At 38.7% G+C, this 13,961-nt stretch carries 13 protein-coding genes; 5 read left to right on the forward strand and 8 right to left on the reverse strand.

Features of this window, described 5'->3' with window-relative positions:
- Positions 1-83: 83 nt before the first annotated feature.
- The 5 genes from ftsA to LC418_RS01435 all read left to right on the forward strand — a co-directional run bounded on the left by ftsA (position 84) and on the right by LC418_RS01435 (position 6,538).
- Positions 84-1,466: a cell division protein FtsA gene (ftsA, locus tag LC418_RS01415; protein WP_223557842.1), complete on the forward strand. Its 1,383-nt coding sequence runs from the start codon at positions 84-86 to the stop codon at positions 1,464-1,466.
- A gap of 117 nt (positions 1,467-1,583) precedes the next feature.
- Positions 1,584-3,497 carry a cell division protein FtsZ gene (gene ftsZ / locus LC418_RS01420; protein WP_223557843.1) on the forward strand — a complete coding sequence of 638 codons (1,914 nt, stop codon included), beginning with the start codon at positions 1,584-1,586 and terminating at the stop codon, positions 3,495-3,497.
- A gap of 112 nt (positions 3,498-3,609) precedes the next feature.
- Positions 3,610-4,056 carry a GatB/YqeY domain-containing protein gene (locus LC418_RS01425; RefSeq protein ID WP_223557844.1) on the forward strand — a complete coding sequence of 149 codons (447 nt, stop codon included), beginning with the start codon at positions 3,610-3,612 and terminating at the stop codon, positions 4,054-4,056.
- 451 nt (positions 4,057-4,507) lie between these two features.
- Positions 4,508-4,918, forward strand: a complete 411-nt coding sequence (locus LC418_RS01430) for a BrxA/BrxB family bacilliredoxin (RefSeq protein WP_034701172.1) — start codon at positions 4,508-4,510, stop codon at positions 4,916-4,918.
- 105 nt (positions 4,919-5,023) lie between these two features.
- Positions 5,024-6,538, forward strand: a complete 1,515-nt coding sequence (locus tag LC418_RS01435) for a GH3 auxin-responsive promoter family protein (RefSeq protein WP_111953833.1) — start codon at positions 5,024-5,026, stop codon at positions 6,536-6,538.
- Between the two features lie 74 nt (positions 6,539-6,612).
- Here LC418_RS01435 and LC418_RS01440 read toward each other — a convergent pair whose 3' ends face one another.
- From LC418_RS01440 to LC418_RS01475, 8 genes are all read right to left on the reverse strand, one after another.
- Positions 6,613-6,993, reverse strand: a complete 381-nt coding sequence (locus LC418_RS01440) for a hypothetical protein (RefSeq protein WP_223557845.1) — start codon at positions 6,991-6,993, stop codon at positions 6,613-6,615.
- 23 nt (positions 6,994-7,016) lie between these two features.
- Positions 7,017-7,379, reverse strand: a complete 363-nt coding sequence (locus LC418_RS01445) for a hypothetical protein (RefSeq protein WP_111953837.1) — start codon at positions 7,377-7,379, stop codon at positions 7,017-7,019.
- 4 nt (positions 7,380-7,383) lie between these two features.
- On the reverse strand, positions 7,384-8,358 hold the full coding sequence (locus tag LC418_RS01450) for an endonuclease/exonuclease/phosphatase family protein (protein WP_111953839.1): 975 nt from the start codon (positions 8,356-8,358) through the stop codon (positions 7,384-7,386).
- A gap of 75 nt (positions 8,359-8,433) precedes the next feature.
- Positions 8,434-9,423 carry an endonuclease/exonuclease/phosphatase family protein gene (locus tag LC418_RS01455; RefSeq protein ID WP_223557846.1) on the reverse strand — a complete coding sequence of 330 codons (990 nt, stop codon included), beginning with the start codon at positions 9,421-9,423 and terminating at the stop codon, positions 8,434-8,436.
- Between the two features lie 8 nt (positions 9,424-9,431).
- Positions 9,432-10,160 (reverse strand): rhomboid family intramembrane serine protease, encoded by a 729-nt coding sequence (locus LC418_RS01460; protein WP_223557847.1) that lies wholly within the window; start codon positions 10,158-10,160, stop codon positions 9,432-9,434.
- 3 nt (positions 10,161-10,163) lie between these two features.
- The gene (gene mutL / locus LC418_RS01465) at positions 10,164-11,954 is read right to left on the reverse strand and encodes a DNA mismatch repair endonuclease MutL (RefSeq protein ID WP_111953845.1); all 1,791 of its coding nucleotides are present in this window, start codon (positions 11,952-11,954) and stop codon (positions 10,164-10,166) included.
- 396 nt (positions 11,955-12,350) lie between these two features.
- On the reverse strand, positions 12,351-13,178 hold the full coding sequence (locus tag LC418_RS01470; protein ID WP_223557848.1) for a YoaK family protein: 828 nt from the start codon (positions 13,176-13,178) through the stop codon (positions 12,351-12,353).
- Between the two features lie 35 nt (positions 13,179-13,213).
- The gene (locus tag LC418_RS01475; RefSeq protein ID WP_223557849.1) at positions 13,214-13,735 is read right to left on the reverse strand and encodes a hypothetical protein; all 522 of its coding nucleotides are present in this window, start codon (positions 13,733-13,735) and stop codon (positions 13,214-13,216) included.
- Positions 13,736-13,961 lie beyond the last annotated feature (226 nt).

Below are 13,961 nucleotides of genomic sequence, written 5' to 3' on the forward strand. Positions count from 1 at the left end.
CCTGATGGACAATTAGCATAAAACCGGAATAAACCCCGGATTGAAAACAAGGAAAAGTAGAAAAAAAATCAAATCGACATAAAATGGAAAATCAAGAGTATTCAGTAGGTCTGGACATCGGGACAACGAAGATTGTCGCGATTGTCGGAAGGAGGAATGCGCACGGGAAGATAGAAGTTCTCGGGGTTGGAAAGGCCAAAAGTCTTGGAGTTCATAAAGGAATTGTGAATAATATCTCACAGACCATTAATTCAATCAAGGCCGCCGTTTCTGAAGCACAGTCCAGCGCAGGAGTTCCCATCCGTAAAGTGACAGTAGGTATTGCAGGAAAACACATCCGTTCTCTGCAGCATTCCGACTATATCATGCGTGAGCATCCGGATAAATTTATTACAGATGACGACATCGAAGCACTGAAAGATCAGGTAAAAAAGCTTGTGATGCTTCCCGGAGAAGAAATTATCCATGTTCTTCCACAGGAATATAAAGTGGATTCCGAAGGCGAAATTCAGGAGCCGGTAGGAATGCACGGAAAACGTTTAGAAGCTAATTTCCATGTAGTGGTAGGACAAATGGGCAGCATCAGAAACATCGCAAGATGTGTAAGAGAGGCCGGCCTGGAAATGGAAGCCCTTACCCTGGAACCTTTGGCGTCTTCAGAAGCCGTTTTAACCAAAGAAGAAAAAGAAGCCGGTGTTGCCATTGTAGACATCGGAGGTGGTACCACAGATATTGCCATCTTCAAAGACAATATCATCCGTCATACCTGCGTAATTCCTTACGGAGGAGGAATTATTACGGAAGATATCAAAGAAGGCTGCTCCATTATAGAAAAACATGCAGAACAATTGAAAGTAAAATTCGGTTCTGCTGTTCCGGAATTAGAAAAAGACAGTACATTTGTCACTATTCCCGGGCTTCACGGAAGACCGGATAAGGAAATCTCTCTTAAAACCCTGGCACAGATCATCAATGCCAGAGTAGAAGAGATCCTGGAAATGGTGAATACAGAATTAAAAGCTTACGGGGCATTTGAACAAAAGAAAAAGCTGATTGCAGGGATTGTCCTTACAGGAGGTGGATCCAACTTAAAGCATCTTCGTCAGCTTGCCAATTATACAACAGGTTTTGACAGCAGAATCGGTTTTGCCAACGAATATATTGCCAACGATAAAAACCAGTACCTGAAAGGCCCGGAATTTGCTACATCAATCGGCTTGCTGATGGAAAGCTTAAAGATCCGCGACAAAAAACAGGGATCAGAAACAGAAGAGCTTGTTGAAGAGGAATTGGCCAAAGCTGAAACTGTTCCTTCACAAACAGAGACAGTGCAACAGGCCCAGCCGACAGCAATAGTTCAGGAACAGTCCGTTGTTAGTGAGCAGCAGGAAAACAGAAGAGCGAAACTGACTTTCGGGCAGTCGCTTATGGAAAAAGTTAAAAAATTCTTTGAAGAAGTAGAGTAAAATATAAATGATAGAAGATCATTGATAATTGATAAATAAAATGCACAGTTTATTGCCGGCGCCATTTATCACTCATCAGTTATCATTCGTCAATCATCAATTATAAAAAGCATAGTTATGGAAAATATAGGTACACAAGGATTTTCATTTGATTTGCCAAAAGGAAATTCATCCATTATAAAAGTAATCGGTGTAGGCGGCGGCGGAAACAACGCCCTGAAGCACATGTACGAGAAAGGTATTTACGGAGTAGATTTCGTGGTCTGTAATACCGATGCCCAGACTTTAGACAATAACCCTGTTGCCAACAAAGTACAGCTGGGGACTACCATCACCGAAGGTCTTGGTGCCGGAGCAGATCCTGAAGTTGGGGAAAAATCCGCTATTGAAAGCATTGAAGAGATCAAAGCATCCATGGGCCAGAATACCAAAATGGTGTTCATTACAGCCGGAATGGGTGGCGGTACAGGTACCGGAGCCGCTCCGGTTATTGCCAAAGTAGCCAAAGATATGGGAATTCTAACGGTAGGTATCGTTACTGTTCCTTTCAGCTTTGAAGGCAAAAGAAGACTTGAGCAGGCCGAAATAGGTCTGGAAAAATTAAGAAATAATGTTGACTCACTGATTGTGATCAATAATGATAAACTAAGACAGCAATTCGGAAACCTTGGCTTCAAGCAGGGATTCTCAAAAGCCGATGAAGTTTTAACCAATGCCGCAAAAGGAATGGCAGAAGTTATTACCGGTTACTTTGATGTAAACATTGACTTTAGAGATGCTAAATCTGTCCTTCAGAACTCCGGTACGGCTTTGATGTCTACAGGAATTGCTTCAGGAGAAAACAAAGCAGAAGAAGCGGTTAAAAAAGCACTTGATTCTCCGTTGTTGAATGACAACAAGATCACAGGAGCTAAAAACGTTCTTCTACTGATCAGAAGTGGTGCAGAAGAAGTAACCATGGATGAGATCGGGGTAATTATGGACCATATCCAGAAAGAAGCTGGAAATACCGCTGATATTATCTTCGGGGTGGGTGCAGATGAGGAATTAGGAGATTCTGTAAGCGTTCTTGTTATCGCCACAGGTTTTTCAAATGACAGCAAAAGATTCGCCGGGCCTACTGAAAAAATCAGAATTAGCCTTAACGACAGTTTAGAGACTCCGAAAGCCTCTCCTTTTAAAACAAGGGAAGAAAGAGATGCTACTTCTGAAACAACTCACGATTTCGGAGGAAAACATACGTTCAGGCTGGATGACGAAGACAGTGATGCTCCACAATTCGGTATGACTTCTTCTGAAAAAAAAATGATTATTAAAGAAGAAGAAATTAAAACCGAAATAAAATTCTTTGATAAAGAGGAAGATACACAGAATAGCTGGAGAAATGAACAAGAAGCAGAGGAACAATCCTACAGCCTATTCTCTCATGATGACGAAGAAGGAGAAGATCCCAATGATCTGGAAATTGAATCTTTTAAATTTGATTTTGATGCCAGAAAAGATGAAGCTCCGTCTACACCGGCAACCCGTGCTTTCTCAGATGAAAAGCCTGTTGAATTCAGTTTCTTTGTCAATAATCAGCCTTCGTCTAATGAGCCTAAAACAGATTTCGGACAGCCAAAAGCAGAGTTTACAGCTCCAGCCAGTACAGTAACAGAAATTCCGGTTCAGGCAGTTGAAGCTATCTCCCACACAAGACAGGAAGAGCCGAAAGCTGAAACAAAACCAGCTTTTGAGGAAAAAACAGAAATTGAAACGCCAAAACCCACTGAGTCAGAATTCACGTTTGTAAATAAAGCTGTTGATCAGGAAAGAATTTCGGAGAGAAGAAATAAATTAAAAGAATTCAATTCACGCTATCAAAGCTTTGACAGCACAAGCGAATTCGAATCTGTTCCTGCTTTCAAAAGAAAAAATATTACCATTGACGGAACCAATGCATCTGACCAGAATATCAACACGTATCTGTCCGATAACAACGGATCCATGCAGGTGAGAGAAAACAGATTTTTAAATAAAGATGTTGATTAAATTAATATAACAATGTAAAAATGTACCAATGTAACAATACAACCGTCATGCTGAGTTTGTGAAGCATCTCATTGGTAAACTGTTACATTGATACATTGTTAAATTTAAAACCATGAGTTTAGAAAATACTATAAGTGAAGCGATTAAAACAGCGATGAGAGAAAAAGACAGAGTTGCTCTGGACTCTCTGAGAGCTGTAAAAGCTCAGATTTTACTTCTACAGACGGAAGCAAGAGGCGCTGAAGTTTCTGCAGAACAGGAAATTGCGATCCTTCAGAGAATGATCAAGCAGCGTAAAGATTCTTTCGAACAGTTCGCAGCACAGGGAAGAAATGACCTTGCGGAAGTGGAAGAAGCACAGATGAAAGTGATTGAGAAGTTTCTTCCTGAACAGCTTAGTCCGGAAGAGCTTGAAGCAGAAATTAAGAATATTATTGCCCAAACCGGAGCCGAGTCTGCCAAAGACTTAGGGAAGGTGATGGGAGCCGCTTCAAAAGCGTTGGCAGGTAAGTCTGACGGAAAAAGCATTTCTGAAATGGCTAAGAAGCTGCTTTCGTAAACAGGATACGTGAAACGAGGTTCGGGTATATATCATCTCAAACATGAAACACGATCCCCAAAACAGGATATCCAACCTTTGCATATCGATTTGATTAAAGAATCCCGGAACGCTGGCGTTCCGGGATTCATTTTTTTGATATTCAAATTTAATTCAGTCTGTCATCATTCAAAACTGAATAAGCTTTACTTAACTGCTGTAAATTACATCATGTTAAATAATTTGAATGCTCGAGGGAAAGCATAAATGTTTTTTTCATGGTCAGTCGTTTTCAGAATCATTTCAAATTTAATACTTAATTATCATTATTCATAACTTTATTTCATGTTTTTTGGAATATTATTGAAATATTAATATTGTATTAATTTTTTATGACTAAAGCTTTGATAGTTTTTATATATTGAACAAACGCAAAGAATTGTTTAACTTTGTATCGATAAAAACAAAATATATGTATCCAACAGATTTAGTAATGCCTATGAAGGCAGAACTTACAGATAAAGGTTTCGAAGATTTAACATCTCCAGCACAGGTAGAAGAGGCTTTAAAGCAGCCGGGAACTACTCTATTGGTTATTAATTCAGTATGCGGATGTGCAGCAGGTGCAGCAAGACCCGGAGTTGTCTATTCTTTGACAGGTGACAAAAAGCCCGATCATTTAACAACTGTTTTTGCAGGATTTGATACGGAAGCTGTAGCAGAAGCAAGAAAACATCTTGCTCCATTCCCTCCAAGCTCACCATGTGTAGCTCTTTTCAAGGATGGTGAATTAGTTCACATGCTGGAAAGACATCACATTGAAGGTAATCCTGCAGGCGCTATTGCAGCCAATCTTCAGGCAGCTTTTGATGAGTATTGCTAAGAAATAATAAATCTAAATACAGAGCCGTTACATAATTTGTAGCGGTTTTTTTATTTAACACCATAAAAATTCTCTAAAAATCCAAATATTATTATATTTGTTGGAATGGCAACAAAGGCACTTTTCAATACTGTGGTCAACTGGTTTATCCGCCAAAGGATAGATCAGATTCAGAATTTCATGGATCATCCCATTGAAACTCAGAAAGGTATACTCTTTTCCCAGCTGTTTCATGCAGAAGACACTGAATATGGCAAAACCTACGGCTTTAATTCGATTTCGAGCTATCAGGACTTCAAAAACAAGGTTCCGATCGTTACTTATGAAGATTTTGAACCTTATATTGAGAAGGCAAGGCAGGGGCAAAAAGATGTAAGCTGGCCGGGCTACATCAAACATTTTGCAAAATCATCGGGAACCACAAATGCAAAGAGCAAATTTATTCCTATTTCTGCAGAAAGCCTTGAATACTGTCATATGAAGGCAGGAAAGGACATGGTTTCCATCTACGCCAACAACCATCCTGAAAACCAGCTATTCACTAATAAAAACCTGCGTTTGGGCGGAAGCTCTGAGCTTCATGCAGATTTCAACACCAAATTCGGGGATCTTTCAGCTATTTTAATTGACAATCTTCCTTTTTGGGTGGAGATTACTACAACGCCAAGTAAAAAGGTTTCCCTGATGTCTGAATGGGAAAGCAAACTTAAAGCGATCACCTCAGAAGTAAAAAATGAAGATGTGGGAAGTATCCTTGGGGTACCCAGTTGGATGATGGTTCTGCTCCAAAGAGTTTTAAAAGAGACGGACAGCGGAAGTATTTCTGAGCTGTGGCCTAATTTAGAGGTCTTTTTTCACGGCGGAATCAGTTTTAAGCCATACAAGGACCAGTACAGGCAGATCATCGGAAAAAAGATCAATTACTATGAAATTTACAATGCTTCTGAAGGCTTCTTCGGGATACAGGACAGATCAAACAGTGATGAAATGCTGCTGATGCTGGATTATGGTATTTTTTACGAGTTCATTCCGATGGACCAGTTTCATTTTTCCAATCCGAAAGTTGTAAGCCTGGAAGATGTTGAAGTCGGGAAAAACTATGCCATGGTGATCACTACCAACGGAGGACTGTGGAGATACCTGATTGGCGATACCGTTGTGTTTACTTCGACCAATCCTTTCAGAATAAAAATTACGGGAAGAACCAAACATTATATCAACGCGTTCGGAGAAGAACTGATGATTACCAATGTAGAGTCTGCCCTTACCAAAGCCTGTGAAGTTACCGGGGCAAGCATAACCGATTTTACGGGGGCTCCTGTTTTTATGAAAGAAAATGAAAGCGGTGCCCATGAATGGATTTTCGAGTTCAGCCAGCATCCGGATGATCTGGAGCGTTTTACCGATGCTTTTGATCATCATTTAAAAACGATCAATTCAGATTATGAGGCCAAAAGATACAATAACCTGACCCTGAAAAGGCCAATTGTCCACAGTGCAAAACCTAATCTTTTTTACCACTGGCTGGAATCCAAGGGAAAACTTGGCGGCCAGAATAAAGTTCCGAGGCTAAGCAACGACAGGGAGTATATAGATCCTTTGCTGGAGCTTAACAAGTAATAACATTCCTCAAAAGATATGTAACAAAAAACGCAGTCAAAAATTTGACTGCGTTTTCTTTATTTGGTATTTCACTATTTCTTCAGATCTTCCTTCAGCTGTTTCGCTCCCTCTTCTACTTTGGCAGCTCCTTTTGCCGCAGCATCTTTTACATCCTGGCCAACTTCCTTAGCTCCGGCTTTGATATCTTTTCCGGCCTTATTAAGGTCTTCTTTAGCTTTTTGGGCTGCATCGTCTATTTTATTTCCGGCTGCATCCACTTTGGTTTTTACATTTTCTTTAGCCTTGTCTATTTTAGCGGTATCTATAACAGCAGCAGGCGTTTCTGAAACTGTAGTCGTTGTCGTTGTTACCGATCCGTCTGCGCTTTCAACCTGTTCTGTTTTAGTTGTTGATTTTGTGCATGATACAGCAAGTACTGCCACTGCAGCTGCTGCTAAAATTTGTTTTTTCATATTGTATATTTTTTTAAATGTATTTATTCTGTTTTTGTTCCGTTGGCGGGCGGGCTGTCAGCCGTTTTCTTTTTCTTCTCTGCTTCAGTCTTTTTCTTATCCTCTTCCTGCTTTTTTTTATTTTCTTTATCAAGCTCTTCTTTCAGCTTCTGTTCTTCTTTCTGAAGTTTTTCTGCCTGTTTTATAGAGTCCTGGTATTTCTGTGAAGACATCCGGATCTGGCGGACAATATCTATTGATGTTGCTCCTGCCGAAAATGAATCCACCGCTGCCGTATCATAATGAATTTTTACGTCCTGATCGGCGGCGAAACCCGGAGTTTCTTTCTTTGAGCAGGCCATTAAAAACAATGATACCATAAAAACTGCAGACAGTAAATTTTTCATGGAACTAATTTAGCAGAAATTCTGCAATTACAGGATAGTGATCCGATAATTTTACAGCATGATCCACTTTATAGCTTAAAGGAATAATGGATTTTGAGGTAAATATATAGTCGATCCTAAGCGGAACTTTATAATCATGAAAGCTGGTAGAAGCGCCATTTCCTACCGTAACAAAGGCATCCTGAAGGTCTTTTCCCAGGTTATAATATTCATAGGAATTAGGCACCGAATTAAAATCACCTGCCAGGATAACCGGATAAGGTGAGAAATCAATTACTTTTCTGATTTTTCTGATCTGATCTTCATGAGCCTTAAAGGTCGGAGTCATATGAGAAAGAAGATTGGTAATTTTCCCTCCTACCTCTGCAAGACCATCAAATTTAAGCATTGATTTGTGAAGCCTGAAAGGTTCCAGATAAACAGTAACCACCCTTATGATCTTTCCGTTGATGTCTACATCTGCATAGAAAGAGTTTCCTCTTGCCTTATCCTCAATCAGCTGTTCCTGTCTTAAGATTTTATGTTTTGTTTTCAGAATAACCGACGGATATTTTATCATATCCCGTTTTATTGCTCTGTTGGTATCTTTTTCCTGAACAAGAATAATATCTGCATTCTGATCTGTAATGTACTTTTTTACTTTGTCCCAGCCGAAATCTCCGTATTTTACATTAAATGTAAGAACTTTAATATCTCTGATCGACTTTAAATTCTCCGTTTTTGGTGAGAAGTTTACCCACCTTCTTACCGGGTTATAAAAAAGAAGGGCACCTAAAGCAAAAGCAATAGCGATTTTCTTTCTTTTAAAAATCCAGACAAGCGTCAGTAAAACATAGATTAAAATCAGATAGGGAAACCCCAGGGAAAGCAGGTTAAGACTGCCTAAAAAATTAGGCGGAATCCAGGCATTACCTAATGTGCACAGGAGCAGCACGGCAACAGCAATATGTATAAACAGCAGTAATTGACTCAGCTTCATGAAGTAACGGTCTAGGGTATATTTTTTTCATCAAAAACCTTACCAAGCCTGTTACTTTAACTAATTTTATGATTATTAGTGGCTTATTGAAAATGTGGCTACTACCGGATAGTGATCTGAAAGCTTTATAGTCCGGTCCACTTTATAGGTAATGGGTAATATACTTTTTGAGGTAAAAATATAATCTATTCTTATCGGAAATTTATAATCATGAAAGCTTGTGGCACTCCCTTTTCCCGCCTCTACAAAAGCATCCTGCAATCCATCAGATAAATGATAATATTCATAAGAATTGGGAACAGAATTAAGATCTCCCATAACCATCACGGGATAAGGTGAATTTCTAATCGCTTCTTTAATTTCATCCACCTGATCCTGATGTTTTTTAAAAACAGGAATAAGCCTTTTAACAATATTTTTCAGCTTCCTTTCATCTTCTTCTTTTACCCCATCTATTTTGATCATCCCTTTTTCAAATTTAAAGGGTTCCAGATAGATATTGATAAAACGGTATATTTTACCTCTGATTTCAATATCTGCCTGGGAAGCATAGGCATTATTACTTTCATAATCACTCTTGATGAGTTCTCTGGAGTCTATTATTTTATGTTTTGAAAAGATTTTAAGAATCCCATTCTTATTAATCACTTCCTTATCTTTAACAGAAACTTTTTTACCGGCCTCCTGCAGCATAACGACATCTGCATTGGCATTGTCCAGGTACTTTTCAATTTCAGAAGCTCCCATTAAGCCAGCTTTCACATTAAAGGTAATGACCTTCAGATTTGCTGTCTCTTTTTTATCAGAAGAAAAATTCACCCATCTTTGTATAGGGCTAAAAAAGATAAGCCCGGCCAGCATAAATACAAAACTTCTCTTTTTCCAGCTGAAAAGCCAGAAAAGCGTAAATACTGCATATATGACAATAAGGATCGGAAAACCTAAAGAAAGCAGATTGAACCACGGAAATATTTTAGGTGGAACATAGGCATTCAGAAAGGTACAAAGCAGCAGGAACAAAACGCCTACATGCAGGATTAATATAATAAGACGGAAGACTTTCACAGATGTTTCTAATTGAATCTATACAGATGTTTCTTCCAGATTCTTGCAAGAATCCAGCCAACTAATGCTCCTCCAACGTGAGCGAGATGGGCAATACCACCTCCGTTTCCGGATACTCCAAGGTATATGGAAACTACAATAACGATAGGCATCAGGTATTTTACCTTTATAGGAATAGGAATGAACATCATCATGATTTTCGAATCGGGATAAAGGGTAGCAAAAGCCGCCACTACTCCGAAAATAGCTCCGGAAGCACCAACCATAGGCGTTGCTACAATTCCCTTCAAACTCTCCAACAATTCTTTCTGCTTAAGAACTGATGCAGCATCGCCACTAAATCCTACACTTGCTCCGGATAAATAAGCATTAACATTAAATCCGAGCTGCTGCAGTTCAGTTGTAAGCTGTTGTGCCTCAACGAAATTCCATAAATTAAAAAGGAAAAAAGCTCCTAATCCACTTAAAAAATAGAGAATCAAATATTTTTTATCCCCCAACGTTTGCTCCAGGATAGGCCCGAAACTGTACAGAGTCAGCATATTAAACAGAATGTGCATAATGCTTCCATGCATAAACATGTGGGTAATGATTTGCCATGAATGGAAAAACGGAGAAAAAGGATAAAAGCCGGCAAGGTAGCCGATTACCTGATTTCCAAGAAAATAAGTCCCAATGAATACGATAACATTGATAATGATAATATTCCTGGTGATGGGCGGTATATTGTTAAACATTTTTTAAAATTTGTTTTTAAAATCATTAAACGGAACTTCATAAAAGCATCTTTTGCCATCCGGTAAAAATTCCGGGAAGCCTAATGCTGTAAAGTCTTTGATCATCTGTTCCGCATCTTTTTTATAGATGAAATCAAACCTTGATTTGGACTGCATTTTGTTCCATTGGTTGAGATAAAACTGCATAAATTCTTCTTCAGTCTTATATTCCAGGATCTCAAAAAGGTTCTCCAGGAACTTCATGGCCTGGGTTTCTTTCAATCCCTCGGGAAGCGCGTCTATTCTCAGCACGCTTTCATGTGCAATTTTCATGTCAAACCCAAGTTCAGGCAGAAATTTTTTGAAAGAATTATATTTATTCTTTTCTATTTCATTCATATGATACTCCAGAGAAAACAGAAGTGTATGGCTGTTTGGATTGATATTTGGCTTCCTGGAGGTTTTATTGTTCTCTGAAACAACCAACCTGTGCATTCTTCCAAGGTCCAGCATCAGGGTTACATCTCCTTTATTGAACAGCCAATAGCCATTGGGTAACCTCATCAGGTCCTCATCAAAATCTTCGTCTTCAAATAAATTTATCTTTGAGGGTTCTGCTGTAATATTCTGGTGGTACATTTCCGTAAGATTCTGAATTTCTTCGGGACGTACATTTCTTTCTTCAATAAAAGGGTTGTAGTCTTTGTCTACTATAATTTCCGGCATTTTGATGACTCCTCCGCCGCCATTTCCTTTGCTTGGGAAAGGCTTATTCATCATGGCGTCCATTTCCGGGTCTTTATCAAAATCAAGGCTAGGAGAAACGTTATAAATTCCCAGGGACCTTTTAATGGTGGAACGGAGAAGGGCAAAAATCAGGTGCTCATCTTCAAACTTCACTTCCGTTTTCTGGGGGTGGATATTCACATCTATTTTTTCAGGATCTAATTCAAGATAAAGGAAAAATGTAGGAACATAACCCGGTAAAAGCAATCCTTCGAAAGCTTCCTGAACTGCTTTATTGAAATACGGACTTTTGAAATACCTTCCGTTAACGAAAAAAAACTGTTCTCCTCTTGATTTTTTGGCGCCTTCAGGCTTCGCAACAAATCCGTGAAGTTTACACCAGATAATATCTTCTTTTATAGGAATCAGCTGCGGCTGCAGTTTACGTCCGAAAACATCCACAATACGCTGCATCTGGCTGCCTTTTCTCAATCTGAAAACAGCTTCATCATCATGAAACAGAGAAAATTCCAGATTTTCATGAGCTAATGCAACGCGCTGAAATTCATCAATGACATGTCTGAATTCAACATTATTATTTTTAAGAAATTTTCTTCGGGCCGGAACGTTGTAGAATAGGTTTTTCACCAGGAAATTGGATCCGTCGGCAGTCTGTATCGGGTCCTGAAACTGAAATACACCGCCTTCAATGTAGATATTGGTTCCAATTTTGGCATCATTCTGCTTCGTCCTCAGTTCAACCTGGGAAACAGCAGCAATAGAAGCCAATGCTTCACCCCGAAATCCTTTTGTAGCAATTCTGAAAATATCTTCTGTTGCTTTGATTTTTGACGTAGCATGTCTTTCAAACGCCATCCGGGCATCTGTTTCAGACATTCCTTTGCCGTCGTCCACCACCTGGATCAGGTTTTTTCCTGCATCCCTGATAATCAATTCTATCTTGGATGCACCCGCATCAATAGCATTTTCCAAAAGTTCCTTCACAATGGACGCAGGTCTCTGCACCACTTCTCCTGCCGCAATTTGGTTGGCTACATGATCCGGTAAAAGCTGAATAATATCTGACATAAAACGTATAATCAACTTACAAAAATAGGCAATGGAAACGGGAATTAAAACATTAAAACCGTGAATTAAAATTTAATTATCAACATTTTAATCACATTTTGCATCCTGTCCATTTTTTAATCTCTGCCAGAGGAAAAGAATTCTGAAAGGCTGGTATTTTTTAACGCAAAGTTTAAAGATGAGCTGCTTTACTTTTTAGTTGAGCAAAGAGACGCGGCTACGCCACTGACTAAGCATACGTTCTATCTATCTGTTTATTCTTGTCTAAAACAGGTAGCTCATTTACGCGACCAAGATTTCTGATAAAGAACACCCCTTTTTCATTATCAAAAAAGGGGTGTTTCACAGCTAGTTTACACAAAAAATAATTTGATATTTATTTTATTCCTTTATTGCTCAATCATCAAAGACAAGTTTTCTTTTTTCTTTTCTTTTTGGAATACCGTGGACTTTGTCGTATAGATAAGCCAGTACAGTGGGCTTTTTATAAATTCTGCTGTATCGGTATTTGGTATTAAAATGCCTTATATGAATCTTATAGGCATCATAACCGATCACAATCAAAAGACACAGACTGATCACATAAAATACCCTGAATTCAAGATAGTAATACGTAAGTCCAGAGAAAACAGCTCCTAAAACATAGGCTGCCATTATACTCATGAGCAGTTTTGCCCTTCCTATCAGCTCATCATTCTTTCTGTATTTTTTCTGGGTAAACATGGAAAGCAGAATTCCAAGATCGGTGGTGGTACCCGTAAGGTGGGTCGTTTTCACTGAGAAATTGGAGATGCTTGCCGTAAGCCCGTTCTGAAGTCCTGTTGCAAAAAGCATCAGCGCAACCAGATATTCTGTTTCCTCCAATGTTTTCTGATAATAAAACTGCCCATAAATTCCCACAAAAAGCAAACATATGATTTCCAGCACAATCGGCATTGCATGAGCAAAATATTTACTTTTCTTATTAAAGTTGATGACGATGAAGTTGGACAAAAAGCTTCCGAAGAAGAACAAAAAGATCCATGCCCCAACTACGACCACCTGCGTCCAGTTTCCCTTACTGATTTCCGCAGCAAGGATGGCGTAATGTCCCGTTACGTTCGATGTAAAAGAGAGAAATATTAAAAGGGAGGCAATATTTATAGTCCCTGCAGTGAATGCAGTCAGCGTCCCCAATCTGATATTGTCTCCCAACGTTCGGCTGTTACTATAATTTCTTAACATTTTTTTATTTCTTTTATATTGTGTTTATCATTTTTTTAGGCCTCAACAAATATCTCTGCCAGTTTTCCTCTTTCAGGAAGTCTTTCAGGGATTTCAATTTTAATTTCCTGAACCTTGATATCTTTGCATTTTCTGATGTAAGGAGCAATATCAAATTTTCCCTTTCCTTTACTCTTAATAGATGGAGAGTAATAAGCTTCCTCAATATTTTCCGCTTTCATATAATTATTGAATGTCCTTTGAAAGCTTCCTGTAAAAATATCGCAGACAATCTTATTTACTAAATGAGGGTATTTATTTTTGATAATTCCATAGGCATCACAGAATTCCTGCGGCCTGATCTTATTAAAAATGGTACTTTTTGTGTTGAACAGAAGGTCCCTGATGGAATCTCCACCATCATACCCTGAAACCAAAAGAATAGTATACTGATTCTGGTCTTCCGATGTTTCTTTCTCTTTCAGCACTTTTTTTAATATATTCAGTGACTCAAGAGAGTAATCCGTGGCGATTAAGATTGTTTTGGTCATATCTTTTAGATTTAGGTTTGTCGTCATATTTTGATGATACAAAACTAAAGCGGCAAGATTAGAAGCGCTTTGGAACGGAATTAAAATGTGATTAAAGAGATTAAAATGAGATTAGAATATTGTTAACAGGCGTTAATATGAGATATTTGAGATGGATACTTTAATTTTTCGGAGGAATGAAAATAAAGTACGTAGATTTCTCTCGCTGATTAAGAAATTGAGCAGATTGTTCTTTGCTTTTTGTATTTGTAGG

It is taken from the genome of Chryseobacterium lathyri (assembly GCF_019970085.1).
Taxonomy (GTDB): Bacteria; Bacteroidota; Bacteroidia; order Flavobacteriales; family Weeksellaceae; genus Chryseobacterium; species Chryseobacterium lathyri.

What these genes read in the sequence shown, in the direction of transcription:
- ftsZ (WP_223557843.1), top strand. Translation starts at nt 1,584, where the DNA reads ATGGAAAATATAGGTACACAAGGATTTTCATTTGATTTGCCAAAAGGA.
- ftsA (WP_223557842.1), top strand. Translation starts at nt 84, where the DNA reads ATGGAAAATCAAGAGTATTCAGTAGGTCTGGACATCGGGACAACGAAG.
- LC418_RS01470 (WP_223557848.1), bottom strand. Translation starts at nt 13,178, where the DNA reads ATGTTAAGAAATTATAGTAACAGCCGAACGTTGGGAGACAATATCAGA.
- LC418_RS01460 (WP_223557847.1), bottom strand. Translation starts at nt 10,160, where the DNA reads ATGTTTAACAATATACCGCCCATCACCAGGAATATTATCATTATCAAT.
- mutL (WP_111953845.1), bottom strand. Translation starts at nt 11,954, where the DNA reads ATGTCAGATATTATTCAGCTTTTACCGGATCATGTAGCCAACCAAATT.
- LC418_RS01450 (WP_111953839.1), bottom strand. Translation starts at nt 8,358, where the DNA reads ATGAAGCTGAGTCAATTACTGCTGTTTATACATATTGCTGTTGCCGTG.
- LC418_RS01425 (WP_223557844.1), top strand. Translation starts at nt 3,610, where the DNA reads ATGAGTTTAGAAAATACTATAAGTGAAGCGATTAAAACAGCGATGAGA.
- LC418_RS01435 (WP_111953833.1), top strand. Translation starts at nt 5,024, where the DNA reads ATGGCAACAAAGGCACTTTTCAATACTGTGGTCAACTGGTTTATCCGC.
- LC418_RS01445 (WP_111953837.1), bottom strand. Translation starts at nt 7,379, where the DNA reads ATGAAAAATTTACTGTCTGCAGTTTTTATGGTATCATTGTTTTTAATG.
- LC418_RS01475 (WP_223557849.1), bottom strand. Translation starts at nt 13,735, where the DNA reads ATGACGACAAACCTAAATCTAAAAGATATGACCAAAACAATCTTAATC.
- LC418_RS01430 (WP_034701172.1), top strand. Translation starts at nt 4,508, where the DNA reads ATGTATCCAACAGATTTAGTAATGCCTATGAAGGCAGAACTTACAGAT.
- LC418_RS01440 (WP_223557845.1), bottom strand. Translation starts at nt 6,993, where the DNA reads ATGAAAAAACAAATTTTAGCAGCAGCTGCAGTGGCAGTACTTGCTGTA.